Annotated in this window: 24 protein-coding genes and 1 tRNA gene; 13 read left to right on the top strand and 12 right to left on the bottom strand. The window is 61.5% G+C overall.

Translation table 11 applies throughout. The annotated features are described in order from the left end of the window. Positions 1–30 precede the first annotated feature (30 nt). From argS to SKA53_RS15520, 6 genes are all read left to right on the top strand, one after another. Complete coding sequence (argS, locus tag SKA53_RS05265; RefSeq protein ID WP_040482808.1) at positions 31–1,773, top strand: arginine--tRNA ligase; 1,743 nt, start codon at positions 31–33, stop codon at positions 1,771–1,773. A 69-nt stretch (positions 1,774–1,842) separates the two neighbouring features. Then, on the top strand, positions 1,843–2,754 hold the full coding sequence (locus tag SKA53_RS05260; protein ID WP_007205037.1) for an SPOR domain-containing protein: 912 nt from the start codon (positions 1,843–1,845) through the stop codon (positions 2,752–2,754). Positions 2,755–2,757: 3 nt separating this feature from the next. Beyond that, positions 2,758–3,744 (top strand): glycoside hydrolase family 3 N-terminal domain-containing protein, encoded by a 987-nt coding sequence (locus tag SKA53_RS05255; protein ID WP_007205036.1) that lies wholly within the window; start codon positions 2,758–2,760, stop codon positions 3,742–3,744. Between the two features lie 6 nt (positions 3,745–3,750). Next, entirely contained in the window at positions 3,751–4,545 is a 795-nt protein-coding gene (locus SKA53_RS05250) for a segregation and condensation protein A (RefSeq protein WP_007205035.1), read from the top strand. Next, on the top strand, positions 4,538–5,179 hold the full coding sequence (gene scpB, locus SKA53_RS05245; protein WP_007205034.1) for an SMC-Scp complex subunit ScpB: 642 nt from the start codon (positions 4,538–4,540) through the stop codon (positions 5,177–5,179). Before SKA53_RS05250 ends, scpB begins: the two co-directional genes overlap by 8 nt. 47 nt (positions 5,180–5,226) lie before the next feature. Continuing rightward, positions 5,227–5,403, top strand: a complete 177-nt coding sequence (locus SKA53_RS15520; protein WP_007205033.1) for a hypothetical protein — start codon at positions 5,227–5,229, stop codon at positions 5,401–5,403. Here SKA53_RS15520 and SKA53_RS05240 read toward each other — a convergent pair. Then, the gene (locus SKA53_RS05240) at positions 5,393–6,475 is read right to left on the bottom strand and encodes a 2'-deoxycytidine 5'-triphosphate deaminase (RefSeq protein WP_007205032.1); all 1,083 of its coding nucleotides are present in this window, start codon (positions 6,473–6,475) and stop codon (positions 5,393–5,395) included. The genes SKA53_RS15520 and SKA53_RS05240 overlap by 11 nt on opposite strands. On the opposite strand from SKA53_RS05240, the gene SKA53_RS15515 reads away from it, so the two are divergent. Next, a complete protein-coding gene (locus SKA53_RS15515) occupies positions 6,474–6,626 on the top strand; it encodes a hypothetical protein (RefSeq protein ID WP_007205031.1) in 153 nt (50 codons plus the stop codon). The two genes, SKA53_RS05240 and SKA53_RS15515, sit on opposite strands and share 2 nt — an antisense overlap. A 10-nt stretch (positions 6,627–6,636) precedes the next feature. On the opposite strand, the gene SKA53_RS05235 is transcribed toward SKA53_RS15515, so the two are convergent. The 7 genes from SKA53_RS05235 to SKA53_RS05205 form a co-directional block, all read right to left on the bottom strand. Beyond that, positions 6,637–6,713: transfer RNA gene (locus SKA53_RS05235), tRNA-Pro, on the bottom strand. A gap of 111 nt (positions 6,714–6,824) precedes the next feature. After that, positions 6,825–7,472 (bottom strand): MerR family transcriptional regulator, encoded by a 648-nt coding sequence (locus tag SKA53_RS05230; RefSeq protein WP_007205030.1) that lies wholly within the window; start codon positions 7,470–7,472, stop codon positions 6,825–6,827. Positions 7,473–7,475: 3 nt separating this feature from the next. Further along, the gene (gene ihfA / locus SKA53_RS05225) at positions 7,476–7,778 is read right to left on the bottom strand and encodes an integration host factor subunit alpha (protein WP_007205029.1); all 303 of its coding nucleotides are present in this window, start codon (positions 7,776–7,778) and stop codon (positions 7,476–7,478) included. 107 nt (positions 7,779–7,885) lie between these two features. Beyond that, on the bottom strand, positions 7,886–8,857 hold the full coding sequence (locus SKA53_RS05220) for a beta-ketoacyl-ACP synthase III (protein ID WP_007205027.1): 972 nt from the start codon (positions 8,855–8,857) through the stop codon (positions 7,886–7,888). Between the two features lie 4 nt (positions 8,858–8,861). After that, positions 8,862–9,974 (bottom strand): phosphate acyltransferase PlsX, encoded by a 1,113-nt coding sequence (gene plsX, locus SKA53_RS05215; protein ID WP_007205026.1) that lies wholly within the window; start codon positions 9,972–9,974, stop codon positions 8,862–8,864. A 22-nt stretch (positions 9,975–9,996) separates the two neighbouring features. Next, the gene (rpmF, locus tag SKA53_RS05210) at positions 9,997–10,203 is read right to left on the bottom strand and encodes a 50S ribosomal protein L32 (RefSeq protein WP_007205025.1); all 207 of its coding nucleotides are present in this window, start codon (positions 10,201–10,203) and stop codon (positions 9,997–9,999) included. A gap of 234 nt (positions 10,204–10,437) precedes the next feature. Then, positions 10,438–10,974: a YceD family protein gene (locus SKA53_RS05205; protein WP_040482807.1), complete on the bottom strand. Its 537-nt coding sequence runs from the start codon at positions 10,972–10,974 to the stop codon at positions 10,438–10,440. A 91-nt stretch (positions 10,975–11,065) separates the two neighbouring features. On the opposite strand from SKA53_RS05205, the gene bamE reads away from it, so the two are divergent. Further along, positions 11,066–11,545, top strand: a complete 480-nt coding sequence (bamE, locus tag SKA53_RS05200) for an outer membrane protein assembly factor BamE domain-containing protein (RefSeq protein ID WP_007205023.1) — start codon at positions 11,066–11,068, stop codon at positions 11,543–11,545. On the opposite strand, the gene msrB is transcribed toward bamE, so the two are convergent. Further along, complete coding sequence (msrB, locus tag SKA53_RS05195) at positions 11,542–11,934, bottom strand: peptide-methionine (R)-S-oxide reductase MsrB (protein WP_040482806.1); 393 nt, start codon at positions 11,932–11,934, stop codon at positions 11,542–11,544. The two genes, bamE and msrB, sit on opposite strands and share 4 nt — an antisense overlap. Before the next feature lie 66 nt (positions 11,935–12,000). On the opposite strand from msrB, the gene SKA53_RS05190 reads away from it, so the two are divergent. Both SKA53_RS05190 and SKA53_RS05185 read left to right on the top strand, forming a co-directional pair. Next, on the top strand, positions 12,001–12,717 hold the full coding sequence (locus SKA53_RS05190; protein ID WP_040482805.1) for a GNAT family N-acetyltransferase: 717 nt from the start codon (positions 12,001–12,003) through the stop codon (positions 12,715–12,717). Between the two features lie 41 nt (positions 12,718–12,758). Next, complete coding sequence (locus SKA53_RS05185) at positions 12,759–14,567, top strand: ABC-F family ATP-binding cassette domain-containing protein (protein WP_007205020.1); 1,809 nt, start codon at positions 12,759–12,761, stop codon at positions 14,565–14,567. Here the strand turns inward: SKA53_RS05185 and SKA53_RS05180 are convergent, their stop codons facing one another. The 3 genes from SKA53_RS05180 to mazG form a co-directional block, all read right to left on the bottom strand. Further along, a complete protein-coding gene (locus SKA53_RS05180) occupies positions 14,568–15,284 on the bottom strand; it encodes an SDR family NAD(P)-dependent oxidoreductase (RefSeq protein WP_007205019.1) in 717 nt (238 codons plus the stop codon). Between the two features lie 151 nt (positions 15,285–15,435). After that, a complete protein-coding gene (locus SKA53_RS05175) occupies positions 15,436–16,440 on the bottom strand; it encodes a Fe(3+) ABC transporter substrate-binding protein (RefSeq protein ID WP_007205018.1) in 1,005 nt (334 codons plus the stop codon). Positions 16,441–16,518: 78 nt separating this feature from the next. Beyond that, a complete protein-coding gene (gene mazG / locus SKA53_RS05170) occupies positions 16,519–17,340 on the bottom strand; it encodes a nucleoside triphosphate pyrophosphohydrolase (RefSeq protein WP_007205017.1) in 822 nt (273 codons plus the stop codon). 62 nt (positions 17,341–17,402) lie between these two features. Between mazG and SKA53_RS05165 the strand changes: the two genes are divergently transcribed. From SKA53_RS05165 to SKA53_RS05155, 3 genes are all read left to right on the top strand, one after another. Further along, the gene (locus SKA53_RS05165) at positions 17,403–18,560 is read left to right on the top strand and encodes a M20 aminoacylase family protein (RefSeq protein ID WP_007205016.1); all 1,158 of its coding nucleotides are present in this window, start codon (positions 17,403–17,405) and stop codon (positions 18,558–18,560) included. Positions 18,561–18,612: 52 nt separating this feature from the next. Beyond that, positions 18,613–19,581 carry an agmatinase gene (gene speB, locus SKA53_RS05160; RefSeq protein WP_007205015.1) on the top strand — a complete coding sequence of 323 codons (969 nt, stop codon included), beginning with the start codon at positions 18,613–18,615 and terminating at the stop codon, positions 19,579–19,581. A 61-nt stretch (positions 19,582–19,642) separates the two neighbouring features. Next, positions 19,643–20,089 (top strand): DUF1499 domain-containing protein, encoded by a 447-nt coding sequence (locus tag SKA53_RS05155; RefSeq protein ID WP_050752710.1) that lies wholly within the window; start codon positions 19,643–19,645, stop codon positions 20,087–20,089. Positions 20,090–20,101: the final 12 nt, after the last annotated feature.

Below are 20,101 nucleotides of genomic sequence, written 5' to 3'. Positions count from 1 at the left end.
CACCTGCCGGATCAAAAATGGACCGATAAAATGAACCTTTTCGCTGATGTGCGGGGCCGTGTGCTGGCCTGTCTTGACCAGATGGTTGCCGATGGCGCCTTGCCGCAGGGGCTGGCGCTGGATGCCGTCGCGGTCGAACCGCCCCGCGATGCCGCACATGGCGATATGGCAACGAATGCTGCGATGGTGCTGGCCAAACCTGCGGGCCTGAACCCGCGTGCGATCGCCGATGCGCTGGCGGTGAAACTGGCCGCGGACCCGCTGATCGCCAGCGCCGATGTTGCAGGGCCTGGATTTCTGAACATGCATCTGGTGCCTGCCGCCTGGCAGGGCATCGTAAAATCGGCGCTGTCGGATAAAGGTTTTGGCCGGTCCAGATTGGGGCAGGGGCAGCGGATGCTGGTCGAATATGTCAGCGCGAACCCCACCGGCCCGTTGCATGTGGGCCATACCCGTGGTGCGGTGTTCGGCGATGCGCTGGCCAGCCTGCTCGATTACGCAGGCTATGATGTGACGCGCGAATATTACATCAATGATGGCGGCGCACAGGTCGATGTGCTCGCGCGGTCGGTCTATCTGCGTTATGTCGAGGCGCATGACCTGACCGTGGACTGGCCCGAAGGGTCCTATCCCGGCGATTACCTGATCCCCGTGGGCGAGGCGCTGAAGGAGAAGGTCGGATCTGAGTATTTGGACCAAAGCGAAGATGTCTGGCTGGACGATGTCCGCCTGTTTGCGACCGATGCGATGATGGCGCTGATCCGTGCCGATCTGGCGCAGCTGGGTATCGAGATGGATAGTTTCTATTCCGAAAAATCATTGTACGGCAGTGGCTTGATCGAGAAAGCGATTGCAGAGCTTGATGCCAAGGGCCTGATCTATCAAGGCGTGCTGGAAGCCCCCAAGGGCAAGACGCCCGAAGATTGGGAACCGCGCGAACAGACCCTGTTCAAATCCACCGCCCACGGCGATGACGTGGACCGGCCGGTGCAGAAATCGGACGGTGCCTGGACCTATTTTGCGCCCGATATCGCCTATCATTATGACAAGGTGCAGCGCGGCTTTGATGCGCTGATCGACGTGTTCGGGGCCGATCACGGTGGCTATGTCAAACGGATGAAGGCGGCAGTTGCAGCGTTGTCGGATGGCAAGGTGCCGCTGGATATCAAGCTGACCCAATTGGTGAAGCTGTACCAGAACGGCGCGCCGTTCAAGATGTCGAAACGGGCCGGAACATTCATCACGCTGCGCGATGTGGTGGACGAGGTTGGCCCTGACGTGACCCGTTTTCACATGCTGACGCGCAAGAATGACGCGCCTTTGGATTTCGATTTTGCAAAGGTTTTGGAACAATCCAAGGATAACCCTGTCTTTTATGTCCAATATGCCCATGCGCGGGTCAATTCGGTGTTGCGCAAGGCGCAGGATGCCGGTGTCGCGGTTGATGACGCCACGCTGGCTGCGGTCGATCTGTCCGGTCTGACCCACGAGGCCGAGCTGGCCGTCGCGCGCAAGATCGCCGAATGGCCGCGTCTGGTGGAAATCGCGGCCAAGGGCCATGAACCCCACAGGATCGCGTTTTATCTGTATGATCTGGCGTCGGATTTCCATGCTTTGTGGAACCGTGGCAATGACGATGCGTCCCTGCGGTTCCTGCAGATGGGTGATTCTGATACAACACAAGCGAAAATTGCGCTGATCCGGGCTGTTGCGATTGTTATTTCGCACGGTTTGGGTATTCTAGGCGTCACACCGGCAGAGGAAATGCGCTAACGCAGCCCGCCGGTCAAGGCAGAGCAGACGACCCGACAAGCCGCAAATGGCGCGGGCAGTGAGGCAGTGATGGCGACTTACGAGCAGGGGCTTGCCCCGCAATCGGGCAGTGGACCTGCGCAACCCTGGGTTAATGCCACGGGCGCGTTGGTGTCCTTGTCCTTGATTTTTGGCATTGGTTATTGGGGTTATCAGCTGATCATGCGTGATGTCACGGGCATCCCCGTGGTCCGCGCCATGGAAGGCGAGATGCGGGTGCTGCCTGATGATCCAGGCGGTGATATTGCGCGCCATGTCGGTTTGTCCGTCAATGAATTGGTCGCCATGGGCGAGGCGGCAGCGCCCGAGGACCGGCTTGTGCTGGCCCCACGGATGCCAGGCCTGGCCCGCGAAGACCTCGAGGCCCGGCCAATGGCCGCTGTTGATGACGTGGGCGAGGAAATCATGCAGCCCGTGGCCCTGTTGCCCGATGCCGATGCCATTGCCGTGCCTGCCCAGACCATGGGCACCACGGTCGAGGATGTTTTGGCCATGGTCGCCGAAATCACCGAGGCTGAAGCCCGCAGCGATGTCGCTGCCATGGACCGTGTGCCTGCCTCTGTGCCGGGTGTTGCGGTCTCGCTGCGCCCGATCCTGCGGCCTGCATCCTTGCGCCCGGCGCCGGCACCGGCGCCTGCGATCACCCGCGCCAGCACCACAGAAGTGCCGGTGACCACGGTCAGTTTCGCCACTGGCACCGATCTGGTGCAATTGGGCGCGTTTTCGTCACCGGCCTTGGCGGCCGAAGAATGGGCGCGGCTTGAATCCCGCTTTGGTGCGCTGATGAACGGGCGTGAACGCGTCGTGCAGGTCAGCACGCAAAGCAGTGGCACATGGTATCGGTTGCGCGCCAGCGGCTTTGCCGACCGCGACGATGCCCGCCGGTTCTGCGCCGCCTTGCAGGCCGAAGGTGCGGAATGTATCGCGGTTGTGGTCAATTAGGTCATGCAGACCGCGGCGATTTTCGGCCCAGCCGCGCTCGACATCACGCCGTGGGAACGCGGGTTTTTCCGTGACGCTGACCCGTTCGGCTTTATCCTGTTTGCACGCAACATCGACACGCCTGACCAGATCCGCCGCCTGACCGGCGATCTGCGCGATGCCGTGGGCCGCGCGGCGCCAATTCTGATCGACCAGGAGGGGGGGCGGGTGCAGCGGATGCGCAGCCCCCATTGGCGCGACTACCTGCCCGCATTGGACCAGATGGCGCGCGCTGCTGACCCTTTGCGCGCGCAATGGCTGCGCTACCGGTTGATTGCGCATGATTTGCTGTCTGTCGGCATTGACGTCAATTGCGCCCCCTTGGCCGATCTGGCCGAGGATGCGACCCATCCGTTCCTGCAAAACCGCCTTTATGGCCGTGATGTGCCAACGGTGATCGCTGCGGCGCGCGCCTGTGCGGATGGATTGCTGGCGGGCGGTGTTTTGCCGGTGCTCAAACATATCCCCGGCCATGGGCGCGCGCAGGCTGACAGCCATCTGGCCTTGCCGCGCGTCAGTGCCAGCGTTGATGACCTGACCGCCCATGATTTCGCGCCATTCAAGGCATTGCGCGATCTGCCCTTGGGCATGACCGCGCATATCGTGTTTGACGCGCTTGACCCCGACCGGCCTGCCACCACATCGCCGGTGATGATGCAGGTGATCCGCGACCAGATCGGGTTTGACGGCTTGCTGATGACCGATGATCTGTCGATGCAGGCGCTGGCAGGTTCGGTGACCGACCGCAGCCATGCCGCCATCGCCGCGGGCTGTGACCTGATCCTGCATTGCAATGGTGATATGGGAGAGATGACTGATGTGGCACAGGCCGCCGGTGCCATGTCGGCACGGGCGGTTATCCGCGCCAATCGCGCGCTCGCCCTGCGCAAGACACCCGAAACGATTGACATCACCGCATTAGAGGCCGAATTTGAAACGCTGATGGCGTGAGGTCCGATGCAGCCCGATGAATTTGAGCAAGATACCGACCGTATCAGCGCCCGCGTTGCCGCCGAGGCGCTGATTGTCGATGTCGGTGCCTTCGAAGGGCCGCTCGATCTGCTGTTGACCCTGTCGCGCACCCAAAAGGTCGATCTGCGCCAGATCTCGATTCTGGCGCTGGCGCAGCAATATCTGGCCTTTGTCGAACAGGCCAAGGCACTGCGGCTGGAACTGGCCGCCGATTATCTGGTGATGGCGGCCTGGCTCGCGTTTCTGAAATCACGGCTGTTGCTGCCGCCTGACCCGCGCGAGGCGGGGCCATCGGGCGAAGAATTGGCCGCCCATCTGGCGTTCCAGCTAGAACGGCTGTCCGCGATGCGCGAGGCGGCGGCGCAACTGATGGCCCGTGACCAGCTGGGGCGCGATTTTTTCGCGCGCGGCATTACCGAGGACGTGCAGCGCGTGCGCCGCATCCGCTATACCGCGACGCTGCTGGACCTGATGCAGGGTTACGCCCGCATCCGCACGCGCGATGATTTCCGGCCCTTCGTGCTGGACCGCGCGCATGTGATGACGATGGAACAGGCGCTGGAACGGATGCGCCATCTGATCGGCTTTGCCGGTGACTGGACCGATATCGTCAGCTATCTGCCCGATGGCTGGGACGCGGACCCGCAACGCAGGCGGTCCACCACGGCGGCGACATTTGCCGCATCACTGGAACTGGCCAAGGAAGGCAAGATCGAAATCCGGCAAGGCGACACATTCGCGCCGATCCAGATCCGCAAGAAAGAACCGCGCCATGGCTAAACCGCAAAACGACAGTCTGTTTGATGCGCCCCCGATGGGCGAACAGGAACGCATGGTCGAGGCGATCCTGTTCGCCACCGCAGACCCCGTTACCGTGCAAGACCTGATCGGGCGGATGCCGCATGGCTGCGACCCGGCCGAGGCGTTGGCGTACTTACGCAAACGTTACGAAGGGCGCGGCGTCAATGTGGTGCGTATCGGCGATGCCTGGGCGATCCGCACGGCGCCGGACCTTGGGTTCCTCATGCAAAAGGAAATCGTCGAAACCCGCAAATTGTCGCGCGCGGCGATCGAAACGCTCGCCATCGTTGCCTATCACCAGCCGGTGACGCGCGCCGAGATCGAGGAAATCCGCGGCGTCAGTGTCAGCCGTGGTACCATCGACCAGCTGATCGAGATGGAATGGATCAGGCTCGGCCGGCGCAAGATGACACCGGGGCGGCCCGTGACCTTTGTGGTGACACAAGCTTTCCTTGACCATTTCGGGCTGGAAAACGCCCGCGACCTGCCCGGAATAAAGGAATTGCGCGCCGCTGGGCTGTTGGAAAACCGCCCGCCCCCCGGCACGGTCGCCTTGGGCGATCCGGGCGACGACAACGGCGATGCTGATCAATCAGAGCTGTTTGAAGATTAACGATTCTGCGCTACCGTCGCCCCTGTTTGGTGTGAAGGAGAGTAACGATGAACATGAACCGCTTGATCAACATGGTCGTCCGGCAGGTCATGAACCGCGGCATCGGTAAAGGGATGCAGATGCTGTCCAAAGGCGGCGGGCAGGCGGACAAACCCGCCCCCGGCGCGGGTCAGGGCAAGCAATTGCAACAGGGCCTGCGCCTGCTGCGCCGTTTCATGCGCTAGGTTTGAAATGCTTGGACAGCTTGAGCCCCTGTCCTTGATAATTGGACTGGATCGCCTGCCCGTACAAAGCTGCGGGCAGGGCGGCCATATGTTCATAAACCAGCCGCCCCACGACTTGCCCGTGTTCCAGCACGAAAGGGGCCTCGTGACAGCGCACCTCCAGCACCCCGCGTGATCCGGCCCCGCCTGCGGCAGCATAGCCGAAACCGGGGTCGAAAAAGCCCGCGTAATGCACGCGGAATTCGCCCACCATCGCCAGATAGGGCGCCATTTCGGCGGCCTGCATCGGCGGGATGACAATCGCCTCGCGGCTGACAAGGATGTAAAACGCCCCCGGATCAAGGATGATCCAGCCGGTATCGGTATGCACTGGTTCCCAAAACTCGGCGGGGTCGTAATGGTTCAGCTTGGCCAGATCAATCACGCCTGTATGCGGCTTGGCGCGGTAGCCGACCAGATTGCCCGCCTCGGGGCGCAGATCGACCGAAAAGCCCAAGCCATCGGAAATCACCGGATCACCCGACACGATGGGGGTTGTGGCATGCAATGCGCGCAGGTCCTCGTCGGACATGATGGTCTTGCCCTGGCGGAAGATGATCTGGTTCAGCATCTGGCCGGGCTGCGCCACGACCGAAAACGACCGCGGGCAAATCTCGACAAAGAGCGGGCCGTCATATCCGGCAGGCACGCGGTCGAATTCGACACCGTGATCGGTGATGATGCGTGTCAGCAGATCCAGCCGCCCGATGGATGATTTCGCCGAGGCCGCCCCCGTCATCCCCGCCGGCAGCGCAAGACTTTCCATCAAGGGGACAACATAGACGCAGCCTTTTTCCAGCACGGCCCCGCCGGTCAGATCAATCGCATGCATCTGGAAATCCGCCAGCCGTTCGGTCACCGTCCGGCTGCGCCCTGCCAGAAATGACGCGCGCACGCGGTAGGCTATGGCCCCCAGCCGCAGATCAAGCGAGGCAGGCTGCACCTGACCCGCGTCGATCGGGGCGCTGGCACGGATCGCACCCTGCGCGATCAGCGCGCGGATCTGATGGTCTGCCAGAACACCGTTTTGCATGAAAATCATCCCCTTGGCCCTTGCAGATACCAAAACGCCCGCTGCGCGTAAACGCAAGCGGGCGATGATAAGCGTTTGGGAAAAACTGCTTCCCTATCGCGGCCTTTCGCATCGCGCAAAGGCGAAAGGTGTTGTTTCAGGTCTGTCCTGAAACGCCGTATTGGTCGGGCTAGCAGGACTCGAACCTGCGACCTTCCGTCCCCCAGACGGACGCGCTACCAGGCTGCGCTATAGCCCGACTAGGCGTGTTCATACTGGAATCTGGCGCAGGAACAAGCCCGAAAAGCATCATCATCCGAGCCTAAATATCCCCGCCGGAGGCTCGAAATCTTTTTGGCGTAACCGCTGTTCAGCCGTGCCGCATCCGGTCGCGGACCGCGTCAAGCCGCGCCAACACCGGCGCGATACGGGCTGCCTGTGCGTGCAAGGCACCCGCATGCAGCGGCGCACGCCCGATCAGGCGGGCGGGAACATCCGGCAACCCGTCGGGCGGTGCCGGAAAGACGGCAAGGCGCGGCTGTGCGATATCATCGAAGGGCAGGGCCGTTTGCAGGGGCTGCGGTGGTGCAGCTGGCGCGGCCAGCGGCGGCGGCACAATCTGTGTCACCGGTTCAAGCAGCTGATCCATCTGATCTGGCAGCATATCGTCGAGGTCCGGCACCGCATCGCCTTGGTCGGCCAGCAGAGCATCCTCGGACAGCTCCGTGTCATCCGATCCGCCGTCCACGCGCGGCCCCAGCATGGCGACGTATTTCACGCCCTTGTCGCGCAGCAGTTTCTGGGTGCCTTTGATGGTCAGCCCGTCTTCATGCAGCAATTGCTTGATACCGGCCAAAAGATCCATGTCGCTGGGGCGGTAATAGCGCCGGCCACCTGCCCCTTTGACAGGGCGGATCTGGCTGAACTTGGTTTCCCAAAAGCGCAGCACATGGGTGGGCGTGTCCAACCATTCCGCCACTTCGGATATCGTGCGAAAGGCTTCGCGGGCTTTCACCATGGATCAGGACTTATTGCCGGATGCGACGCGATCCTTCATCAGATGTGATGGCCGAAAGGTCAGCACGCGGCGCGGATGGATCGGGACTTCCTCGCCGGTCTTGGGGTTGCGCCCGACGCGGGCGGCCTTGTCGCGCACGGCAAAGGTGCCAAAGGATGAAATCTTGACCGTATCCCCCGCCACCAGCGAATCGGATACATGCGTTAGCACGCTTTCCACCAGATCGGCGCTGTCGTTGCGCGACAGGCCCACTTCGTTATGGACAGCTTCAGCCAGGTCCATGCGTGTCAGTGTCTTATCCGCCATAGATCGTTTCCCCGCGATTTCGCACCACATTGGCGCGGGCCAATTTCAGAGTCAATAACAAGGGCTTGGAACAGGGTTATGCAAGGCAGAATCGGCCATTTCCGATCTTACCAGCGCAGCACCACCGACCCCCATGCCAGACCGCCGCCAATCGCCTCGGTCACGACAAGATCACCGCGCTTGATCTGACCATTGGCCACGCCAACAGACAGCGCCAGCGGGATCGAGGCGGCGGATGTATTGCCATGGTCCTGTACAGTGACGACCACACGGTCCATGCCGACGCCCAGTTTCTTGGCCGTGGCCTGAATGATGCGGATATTGGCCTGATGCGGCACGACCCAGGCCACGTCATCGGCGGTCAGCCCGACTTTGTGCAGGGCGGTATCGGCGGTCTGGGCCAGTTTTTCGACGGCATGGCGAAACAGCTCGCGGCCTTCCATGCGCACGACGCCGGTCGTCTGGGTCGAGACACCACCATCAACGTACAACATATCCCTGTAACGGCCGTCCGAATTCAGATCGACAGACAGGATACCCCGGTCAGCAGTGCTGCCGTCGCCGTCTTCGGCCGACAGGATCAGCGCGCCAGCACCATCCCCGAACAACACGCAGGTGGCCCTGTCGGTCCAATCGAGGATCTTGCTGAAGGTTTCCGCGCCAATCACCATGACGGTATTGGCCTGGCCTGATGTGATCAGCGCGTTGGCGGTTGACATCGCATAAACGAATCCTGCGCAAACCGCTTGAATATCAAAGGCATAGCCTGTGGTATTTCCAATCGCATGTTGCACCATCGTCGCCGTGGACGGAAACGTCAGGTCGGATGTCGATGTTGCCAGAACGATGGCATCAATGTCATTGGGGGCGATCTGGGCCATGGCCAGCGCGGCCTTGGCGGCATGGATCGCAAGGTCGGACGTGGTCTGGCCTTCGGCCGCGAAATGCCGCCTTTCGATACCTGAACGGGTTTTGATCCATTCGTCGGATGTGTCCAGCGTCTTTTCAAACTCGCTGTTGGGAACGATCCTGTCGGGCAGGTAATGCCCGATGCCCCTGACCACTGCGCGCCGTGTCATCGTGTTAATCGCCTGTGTTGTTGCTGCCCGCTTCGGCGGCACTTTCTTGGCCCTGATCTTGGGCAAGTGCGGCGGCGGATGCAACCCGCGCCGCCAGTTTGTCAGAAAAGCCGGTCTGCCCCAGCCGGTAGGCCAGATGCAGCGCGGCGGCGACGCCTGTCGCATCGGCGGAGCCATGGCTTTTGATCACGGTCTGGTTCAGCCCCAGAAACACGCCGCCATTCACCCGCCGCGGGTCGATCCGTTTGCGCAGGCGGCGCAAGGACCCGCGCGCGAGCAAGGCACCCAGCATCGACAAAGGATTGCCCATCATCGCGCCGCGCAACAATTCGCTGACCAGCGTGGCGGTGCCTTCGCCGGTTTTCAGCGCGACATTGCCGGTGAACCCGTCGGTGACGATGACATCCACCTTGTTGGAGGGCAGATCACCGCCTTCGACGAATCCGACATAATCAAACTCGCCCTTGTCGGCGGCGCGCGCGATCAGCTCATGTGCGACCTTGAGCTCGGCGCGGCCTTTATGTTCCTCGGTCCCGACGTTGAGCAGGCCGACACGCGGGCGCGCGATATCCAGCCCGTTGCGCGCATAGGCGGCCCCCATCAGCGCATAGGTCAGCAAATCATCCTGATCGGCGCGAATATCGGCACCGGCATCCAGCATCACGTTGAAACCGGCCGGATTGCGCGATGGCCACAGGCAGGCAATGGCAGGGCGGTTCACGCCTTCGGCCTTGCGCAGGCGCAGCATCGACAGCGCCATCAACCCACCTGTATTGCCGCAGGATATGCACACCGCGGCCTGACCGTCGCGCACGGCGTCAATCGCCGACCACATGGATGTTTTCTTGCCATGCCGCAGCACATGGCTGGGCTTGTCCGACATCTTTACGACATCGGACGCGTCATGCACCGTCACGCGGGCCGCGATATTGTGGGATGCGACCAAGGGGTCAAGTTCCGCCTTGGGGCCATGCAGCAAGGCATGCGCGCCGGGTGTGGCGTTCAGAAACTTCGAAAGGCCCGCAACCACGGTTGCAGGCCCTTTGTCACCACCCATGGCATCAACAGAAAGCACATTGGCCGGTGTCGAGACTGATCCCGTCTGGCGCTGTATCATGCTGTTGTGCCTGCGTTACAGCTTATGCTGCGTCTTCGTCCAGATCGACCGCGGTCACGGAGGCGACGACTTCGCGTGTCGCGTAATGGCCGCAGGACGGGCAAACGTGATGCGGACGCTTCATTTCACCGCAGTTGTCGCATTCGTTTGGATTTGCAGCGACAAGCGAGTCGTGCGCGCGCCGGTTGTTGCGGCGGGATTTGGAAACTTTATTCTGCTGGACGGCCATGACGGAACCCTATGATAGTCGGGCGCGCGGCCCTGATTTGTGCATCTTGGGGGCGTCTACGCCAATCTGGCAGCCCTGTCGAGACGCAGTGTGAAAGAGGCCGCTTAAATACTGCGATAAACGCCCGGCGCAACCCTTTTTTGCCTGATTTGCCTGGGTCTGCCTGTGGCTACGCCACAGTTGATGCCTCCGGCGGGGATATTTTTACGACAATGATGGTGAAAGAAGGGCGCTTTAGTCGTCGGTGTCTTTCAGGCTGTCACGCAGCGCGCCCAACCCTGCGAAAGGTCTGGCCGCTTCATCGGTCAGCGGTGTGACGCCTTTTTCGGTATAGATTGTTTGCTCCAATGCGGCCCCTGCTGCGCGTGGATAAAGCGGCAGCGCCAGCGCCAGCGCCTCGGTCAGCACGGCGTAAAGGTCGATTGTGTCGGGCAGCGGTTCGGCTGTGTCATCCTCGGGCATTTCAACCTCGGTGCCGGTCAGCTCTGGCAGGTCGGACAGGTATTGGCGGGTCAATGTTTCGTCGATCCGGCTGGTGACGGGGTCAAGGGTGACGACGCAATCCTGCACCACGGTCGCGCCCAAATCAGCGCTCAGCACCCAATCCTTGCGCCCTTGCGGGGTCAGCGTGCCTGCAAAGCGCAGTTTCTTGATCCCCACGATCCCGAGCGTATCGGCGATGGCATGGCGTTCAGCCGCATCGGGGGTCAGCGCAAAGCTGGTCCCGCGCGACGCGGCAAGATCGGCCAAACGCAAGAGTGACTGTGGCATCTGGGGCAAGGCTGCTTTCGATTCTTGATCAGGGGCGGGTGGTGTTGTAGGGGGGATAAAAGGCATCGGATGCCAAAGCAAGGGGCCTGATATGAACATGACCAAACTGCGCGCCAGCCTGCGGGTCTCTGGGTTTGTGGCGGCGGTGGTGGCAGTCACGGCCTGCACGCCGATGACCCGGTTCAACGGTTTTGCCCCCGCTGCGCGTGAATTGGCGCAGGTCCAGATCGGCCAGACTACGCGGGCCGATGTCGTGACCCTGTTTGGTGCGCCGACATCGGATGGCGGGATGCGCAGTGATACGATCTATTATGTCGCCAGCCAGTTCGACCGCATCGGTCCTTTTGCCCCCAAAGAGGTAGACCGCACGGTCATTGCCGTACGCTTTGATAGCGCCGAGCGCGTGCGCAACGTCACCCGCTATACGTTGCAGGACGGGCGGATCGTGCAACTGGACCGCCGTGTCACCGATGACGGGATCGAGGATATCGGGGTGCTGGAACAGCTGCTCGGCTCGTTTGGCCGGATCGACGCGGGCAGTTTTCTTGGCGCGGAGGGCGGCGGGTTTTAATCCGCAGGTTCAAAGCCAAGCGCGACACCGTTCATGCAATACCGCAGCCCGGTTGGGGCCGGCCCATCAGGAAAGACATGGCCAAGATGCGCATCGCAGCGGGCGCAATGCACTTCGGTGCGGGTCATGAAAAACCCCCGGTCCACCGATTCTTCGACCTGTGCGGGGTCGATAGGCTGATAAAACGATGGCCAGCCTGTGCCGCTTTCGAATTTGGCGCTTTGGTCGAACAAGGGCGCCCCACAGCAAATGCACAGATAGGTGCCGTTATTCTTGGGGAAATCATCATGCGTGCCCGCACGTTCGGTCCCGTGTTTGCGCGTGACCTTATAGGCCAGATCGGACAGCTGTGCGCGCCATTCGGCATCCGTCTTGATGATCTTATCCATGTCATATTCCTTTTTCGTCTGTTGCGCATAAGGTAGGGCACCAGCATGCAATCGCCAAGGCAGGCCATGACAATCGCATTCGAAATCGGCCGGTACCGCACCCGTCTGGCAACAGCGCCTGCAGATCTGGCCGCGTGTCAGCAGCTGCGGCACGCGTGTTTTTTCGGCAAGCCCGGTCTGGACAGCGATGCTTTTGACGCGCGCTGCCGCCATCTGATGATCGAGGATGCGGCAGGCCGGTTGGTTGCCGCCGCGCGGATCATGTTGATGGCACAGGGCGCGGATGTCGCGCAAAGCTATGCGGCGCAGTTTTACGACCTGTCCGGCCTGGCCGCACAGCAAGCCCCGATGATGGAAATGGGCCGGTTTTGCATTGCCGCCGATGTGCTGGACGCCGATGTCGTGCGTGTGGCCTGGGGCGCGCTTGCGCAGCTCGTGGATGACCACGGCGTGCAGATTATGATGGGCTGCACCAGTTTCACCGGCACCGATCCTGCACTGTATGGCACGGGTTTCGCGCGGCTGGCGGCCCAGCATCAGGGGCCTGCGCATCTGCGCCCCGGCGTCAAAGCCCCCGAGACTGTGGCCCTGATCGGGCAGGGCGATGGCACAGCCCCGCTGCCATCGCTGTTGCGATCCTATCTTGCGATGGGCGGCTGGGTCAGCGATCACGCCGTGGTGGACCGGCAGATGAACACGCTGCATGTGTTTACCTGCCTTGATATCGCCGCCGTGCCACCGGCGCGCGCCCGCGCCTTGCGCGCGGTGATGGGCGCGCGTTGAAACCCCTTGCGCTGGCGCAAGCCACGCAATAGCAGGCGGGCATGGCACGCGCACCCCTTCTCCAGATTTCCGATATCGCCCTGACTTTTGGCGGCGATCCTGTTTTTGCCGACCTGTCGCTGGTGATCCAGCCGGGCGACCGTGTGGCGCTTGTCGGGCGCAACGGATCGGGCAAATCCACTTTGATGAAGGTGATGGCGGGCCTTGTTCTGCCTGACAGCGGCACCCGCGTTGCATCGCCCGGCGTGCAGGTCGGCTATATGGAACAGGACCCAACGATGGAGGGGTTCGCCACTTTGGGTGAATATGCTTCCTCTGGCCTGCCGCCAGAGGAAGCCTATAAGGTTGATATGGTCGCCGAAGGGCTGAAATTCGACCCTGACGGTGCTGTTGCCACCGCATCTGGCGGGGAGCGCCGCCGTGCGGCACTTGCCAAGCTGATGGCCGAAGCCCCAGAACTGATGTTGCTGGACGAGCCGACCAACCATCTGGATATCGAGGCCATCGCCTGGCTGGAAAACGAACTCAAGCAGACCCGCGCCGCCTTTGTGCTGATCAGCCATGACCGCGCGTTTTTGCGCGCGCTGACGCGGGCGACATTGTGGATCGACCGTGGCGCTGTGCGGCGCGCCGAACAGGGGTTCGATGCGTTCGAGGAATGGCGCGACAAGATCTGGGAAGACGAAGACCAGCAGCGCCACAAACTCAACCGCAAGATCAAGGCCGAGGCGCGATGGGCCGTCGAAGGTATTTCCGCGCGCCGGACCCGCAACCAGGGCCGTCTGCGGGCCTTGCAGGATCTGCGCGCCGAAAAGGCAGGGCAGATCCGGCGTCAAGGCACGGCGGCGATGGCGTTTGACGGCGGGTCCACATCGGGGCGCAAGGTCGTGGAATGTTTCGGTCTGAGCAAATCCTTTGACGGCAAAAGCATTGTGCAGGGGCTGGACCTGACTGTGCAGCGCGGTGACCGGATCGCCTTTGTCGGGCCCAATGGTGTCGGAAAAACCACTTTGATCAAGATGTTGCTGGGTCAGGTTGAACCGGATGCAGGGCAGGTCAAGCTTGGCACGAAACTCGATATCGCGGTCTTTGACCAGACCCGTGCGGCGCTGAACCCCGATATGACATTGTGGGAAAACCTTGCCTCTGACCCTGAATTGGGGGTGTCGGGCAAATCCGACCAGATCATGGTGCGCGGCACACCCAAACATGTGGTGGGATACCTCAAGGAATTTCTGTTTGACGAAGCACAGGCGCGTGCGCCGGTCAGGTCGCTGTCGGGCGGTGAAAAGGCGCGGCTGTTGCTGGCACGGCTGATGGCGCGCGAAAGCAACCTGTTGGTGCTGGACGAACCGACCAATGATCTGGACATCGAAACGCTGGATCTGTTGCAGGACATCCTGGGCGATTATGACGGCACGGTCCTGCTGGTCAGCCACGACCGCGATTTTCTGGACCGCGTGGCGACGACCACCATCGCGATGGAAGGCAATGGGCAGGCCGTCGTCTATCCGGGCGGTTGGACGGATTACCGCGACCAGCGCGGCGGCGATTTCACCGAAAGCGCCACAGCCACCAAGCCTTTGGCGAAAAAAGACAAACCGGCCGAAAAGAAAACCAGCGGCGGGCTCTCCTTTACCGAAAAACACCGGCTTGACGCGCTGCCCGGGGTGATCGCCACCCTGACAGCGGAAATCGGCAAGCTGGAAGAATTGCTCGCCGATCCGGCGCTGTTCACTGACAATCCGGTGAAATTCGCCAAGGCCACCGATGCATTGATCGCGCGGCAGATGCAGCTGTCGGATGCCGAAGACGAATGGCTGGCGCTGGAAGAAAAAGCCGCAGGCTGATCACGGCATCCGCAACGCGCCGTCCAGCCGGATCGTGGTGCCGTTAAGGTAATCGCATTCCACGATGAACCGCGCCAATGCGGCAAATTCTGCCGGATCGCCCAGACGGGCAGGGTAAATGACATCCTTGGCCAGCCCTGCCATCACATCTTCGCCCAGTGATACCAGCATCGGCGTGCGGAAAATCCCCGGTGCGATGGCCATCACGCGGATGCCGTTGCGCCCCAGATCGCGCGCCATGGGCAAGGACAGACCGGCGATGCCCGCCTTGGACGCGGCATAGGCGGCCTGGCCCTTTTGCCCGTCAAACGCCGCGACAGAGGCCGTGTTGATGATCACGCCCCCCTGCGCCATGCGTGCGGCGGCAAGGCGCGCGACATTGAACGTGCCACAAAGATTGATGTCGATCGTGCGTGCAAAGCTGTCCTGCCGGTGCGGGCCATCGCGGCCCAGCGTCTTTTCGGCCGTGGCGATGCCTGCGCAATTAACCACAACATTCAGACCCGCGACCTGATCCAACCCCGCGCTCACGCTGGCCTCATCGGTGACATCGACCTGCGCGAATCCTGCGCCTATCTGTGCTGCAAAATCTGCACCCGCCGGATCGCGATCAAAGATCGTCACCTGCGCGCCTGCGGCCACAAAGGCCTGCGCCGTCGCCGCCCCCAGACCGGATGCGCCGCCCGTCACAATCACCACTGCTGTTGAAATATCCATCCATTCCCCCCGTTACGGCAAAACCTGCCGAAACATTATCGAAATGGAAACCCCCATCTTCCGAGCCCGTCAATTCGCGCAAAGCGCGATTTGACGTTAATCCTCGGGGGGGTCTGGGGGGCCGACAGCCCCCCAGCTTTTCTTATCGGCGTTAGCCGTCGAAATTCACTTCTTCGGTGATCCGCACAGATACCGGACGGTTCGCGGCCAGTGCGTTCAGATCGACCGTATCTGGCGTGAATTCACCCCAGCTGGATACCAGTTCGGACCGCGCCGCACCTGCCAGCACAGGGTATTCGTGGTTGGTTTCCGCATAGATCGCCTGCGCGTCTGGCGAGACAAGGAATTCCATCAATTGCACGGCTTCGTCACGGTTGGGGGCGGATTGCGTCATGGCCACACCGGACACGTTCACATGGGTGCCGCCATCTTGGAATGTCGGGAAAATGATGCGCACGGAATTGGCCCATTCCTGCTGTTCGGGATCGGCCAACATGCCGCCCATGTAATAGGTATTGCCAAGGCTGATGTCACATTCACCGGCCCAGATCGCGCGGACCTGCGCGCGGTCGTTGCCTTCGGGCTTGCGGGCCAGATTTTCGCGCAGGCCAGCGGCCCATTCACGCGCGCCGTCTTCGCCTTTATGCGCGATCACCGCAGACAGAAGTGCAAGGCTGTAATTGTTCAGGCCGGAACGCGAACAAATCCGACCTTCCCATTTGTCGCTGGTCAGGTCTTCGTAGGTGGTGACTTCGCCATCGGCCACGCGGTCTTTCGAGGCGTAGATAATCCGCGCGCGGGTGGTCAGGCCGAACCACAGGTTTTCGTCCGAGCGCAGCTCGGCAGGGATCGCCGCGTTCAGAACATCGCTTTCCACTGCCTGCACCACACCGGCATCAACGATCTGCTTAAGGTTGGCGATATCGACTGTCATCACCAGATCGGCGGGCGAACGCGCGCCTTCGGCGGTCAGACGCTCGACCAGACCGTCATCAATGTAGGACAGGTTCACGGCAATGCCGGTTTCGGCGGTGAACGCATCCATGACCGGCTGGATCAGGACGGGTTCACGGGTGGTGTAGATATTGACATCGGCGATGGCAGGCCCGGCGATGGCGGCACAGGTGCTGGCCAAAAGGATGTGACGCAGGTTCATGGGAAGACTCCTTGGTTGAACTGGCGCCTGTAAACCCGACTCTTTTACTTGGGTCAATACCTGAATATTTTAGTCGGGCTATTTTCGGCCCTTTTCGAGCGCCTTTTGCGCGTCCCACAGCGCATCCATTTCGGCAAGGTCGCTATCGGCGGGGGTTTTGCCCTGTGCGGCCAATGCGGCTTCGATCCCTCTGAAACGGCGGGTGAATTTTTCATTGGTGCCGCGCAGCGCCGCCTCTGGGTCGACACCCAGATGGCGCGCCAAATTGGCCAGCACGAATAACAGATCGCCCATTTCATCGGTGATTTCGGTCTGGGTCATGGTGTCGCGCGCGGCGACAAGCTCGCCTGCTTCCTCGATGATCTTGTCCAGCACATGCGATGTGTCGGGCCAGTCGAACCCGACCCGCGCGGCGCGTTTTTGCAGTTTGACCGCGCGCATCAGCGCCGGCAGCCCAAGCGCCACCCCGTCGAGCACACCGCCCTGCGCGCGGTCTGCGCGCTCGGCGGCCTTGATCTTTTCCCAATCGGCGACCTGCTGGTCGGCCGTTTTGTCGCGGTTGTGATCGCCAAAGACATGCGGATGGCGCGCGACCATCTTGTCGGCGATATTGCGCACCACGCTATCAAAGGTGAAATGCCCGGCCTCGGCCCCGATTTGCGCGTGATAGACGGTTTGCAGCAACAGATCGCCTAATTCGCCTTCGAGGTCGGGCCAGTCGGCGCGGGCGATGGCATCTGCGACCTCATAGGCTTCTTCGATCGTATAGGGCGCGATCGTGTCGAAATCCTGCACGATATCCCAAGGACAGCCCGTGGCCGGGTCGCGCAACCGGCGCATGATTTCCAAAAGACGCTGCATACCGCCGTCAGGGTCATGGATCAGGGCATCTTGCGCCATTGCAGCCACCTTCAACTTGGGATCAACTGACCCTATTGCCAAGTCAAGGAAAGCACCATCCCATGCCCGTCATCAACCGTATCGCCGATTTCACCGCAGAGATGACAGGCTGGCGCAGGCACCTGCACGCGCATCCCGAATTACAGTTCGATTGCCACCAGACGGCGGCCTTTGTCGCGCAAAAGCTGCGTGATTTCGGGGTCGATGAAATCCACGAGAGAATCGCCACCAGCGGCATTGTCGCCATCATCAACGGGCAGGGTGCGGGCCGCACCATCGGGCTGCGTGCCGATATGGATGCGCTGCCGATGGAGGAGGTGACGGGGCTGGATTACGCATCCACCGTCAAGGGCGCGATGCATGCCTGCGGCCATGACGGACATACGACCATGCTGCTGGGGGCGGCAAAATATCTGGCCGAGACGCGCAATTTTGCAGGCCGTGTCGCGCTGATTTTCCAGCCCGCCGAAGAGGCCGGTGGCGGTGCAGAGGTGATGGTTAACGCAGGGATCCTTGATACATTCGACGTGGCCGAGGTTTACGCCCTGCACAATGCCCCCGGCACGGCTGTGGGGGCGTTTTACACCACCCCCGGCCCGATCATGGCGGCGGTGGACACGTTCCATATCCATGTCAAAGGCCGCGGTGGCCATGGGGCCATGCCGCATGACACCGCTGATCCGGTGGTTGCTTGCGTGGGGATCGTCAGCGCGATCCAGACCATCGTCAGCCGCAACCATTTCGCCTTTGACCAGCTGGTCGTCTCGGTCACGCAGATCCACACTGGCACGGTGGATAATGTGATCCCCGATACCGGCTATATCAACGGCACGGTGCGCACATTCGATCCTGCGGTGCAGGCCATGGTCAGGGACCGTCTGGAAGGGATCGTGGCTGGGCAGGCCGCATCCTATGGCGTCACGGCGACGCTGGATTACGAGATCGGCTATCCTGCGACAGTCAATGATCCCGACAAGACCGCCTTTGCCGCCGACGTCGCGCGCGAGATTTCGGCCGATGTCGTTGCGGATGCCGCCCCTGAAATGGGGGCCGAGGATTTCGCCTATATGCTTCACCAGCGCCCCGGGGCCTATCTGTTTGTTGGCAATGGGGACACGGCGGGGCTGCATCATCCGGGGTATGATTTCGATGATGCGCTGTCGCCTGTGGGTGCGTCGTTCTTTGCCCGCATTGTCGAGCGTGCCTTGCCGGTCGCGTGATACCTTTGATGCCTCCGGCGGGAGTATTTTTGGAAATAAGAAGGTGTGAAGAATGGCTTTGGAAGATGCGAAAGGGCAGGTTGATCTGGCCTTTACACGGCAGGACCGGCGCGGTTTGGCGTTCGAGAATGCCTTTGGCGGGGCGGTGTCGTTTTTGCGCCGGGCCTATACCAAGGACCTGACAGGGGTTGATCTGGTGGTAACGGGCGTGCCGTTTGATCAGGCGGTCACCCATCGCCCCGGTGCGCGCTTTGGTCCGCGCGCGATCCGCGAGGCGTCGTGTTTGCAGCCCTATGATCCGCCTTATGGCTGGGACGGGTTTGATCCTTTGTCGGAGTTTTCCATCGTAGATTACGGCGATATGGCGTTTGATTACGCCAATGTGGCGGGCGTGCCGGCGCTGGTCGAGGCGCATATCGCGCGGATTCTGGGCGCAGGGGCGGCCAGCGTGACCTTGGGTGGCGATCATTTCATCACCCTGCCGATCCTGCGTGCCTATGCCGCAAAATACGGGCCGCTGTCGGTAATCCAGTTTGATGCGCATTCGGATTTGTGGTTCGATGATGATATGGCGCGGATTGATCATGGCACGTTCATGTACAAGGCGGTCAAGCTGGGTCTGGTGGACCCGGCGCGCTCGGTCCAGATCGGCATCCGCACCGAATGTGATGATTATATGGGCATGCGTTACATCGATGCGCGGTCCTGCCATGAACGCGGTGTCGCCGATGTCGTGGCCGAGGTGCGCGGGATCGTGGCGGATCATCCGGCCTATGTAACCTTTGACATCGACGCATTGGACCCGGCCTTTGCGCCTGGCACCGGCACGCCGGTCTGGGGCGGGTTGGCCAGTTGGCAGGCGGCAGCGATTTTGCGCGATCTGGCGGGGATCAATATGGTAGGCGGTGATATTGTCGAAGTCTCGCCGCCTTATGACACCACCGGGGCTACGGCGATTGCCGGTGCGCATGTGGCGATGGAGCTTTGCTGTCTAACGCTTTGGAACAAAAGGAAAAAGTGATGTTATTTTTTGAATGTACACGATGCTTGTGCTGTGTGGCCATGGCGCAAAGCGCTGTCCGATGCTGACCATCATGGTCCGCGCCTTGGTGGTTCTGGGCATCGTGATCCTTGGGCTGATGGCCTATGTGCGTCTTGCCCCGACCGATGCTGCGCGTTGGCATCAGATCGCCGCGGTTGCATCTGCGGGCGATGTGATGGCCACCGGCGGGTTCATGGCGGTCCGCCAGATCACCGCTGACCCAGCGCAGGTACTGGCTGCAATTGACACCATCGCGCGCGCCACACCGCGCACGCGGGCCATCGCGGGCAGTGTGGATGCGGGGATGATGACCTATCAGACACGGTCGCTGATCTGGGGTTTTCCCGACCACACAACCGTCGCGGTGCAGGGCGATTTGCTGGTAATCCATGGCCGTCTGACCTTTGGTCAAGCGGATATGGGGGTGAACCGCGCGCGGGTGCTGGATTGGCTGGACCAGCTTGGCCCCTTGACCACGGCCCCTTGATCGGCCAATCGG

This window comes from Yoonia vestfoldensis SKA53 (genome assembly GCF_000152785.1).
In the GTDB taxonomy this organism is placed as follows: Bacteria; Pseudomonadota; Alphaproteobacteria; order Rhodobacterales; family Rhodobacteraceae; genus Yoonia; species Yoonia vestfoldensis_A.
This window is presented reverse-complemented; position numbering and strand designations above follow the sequence as displayed.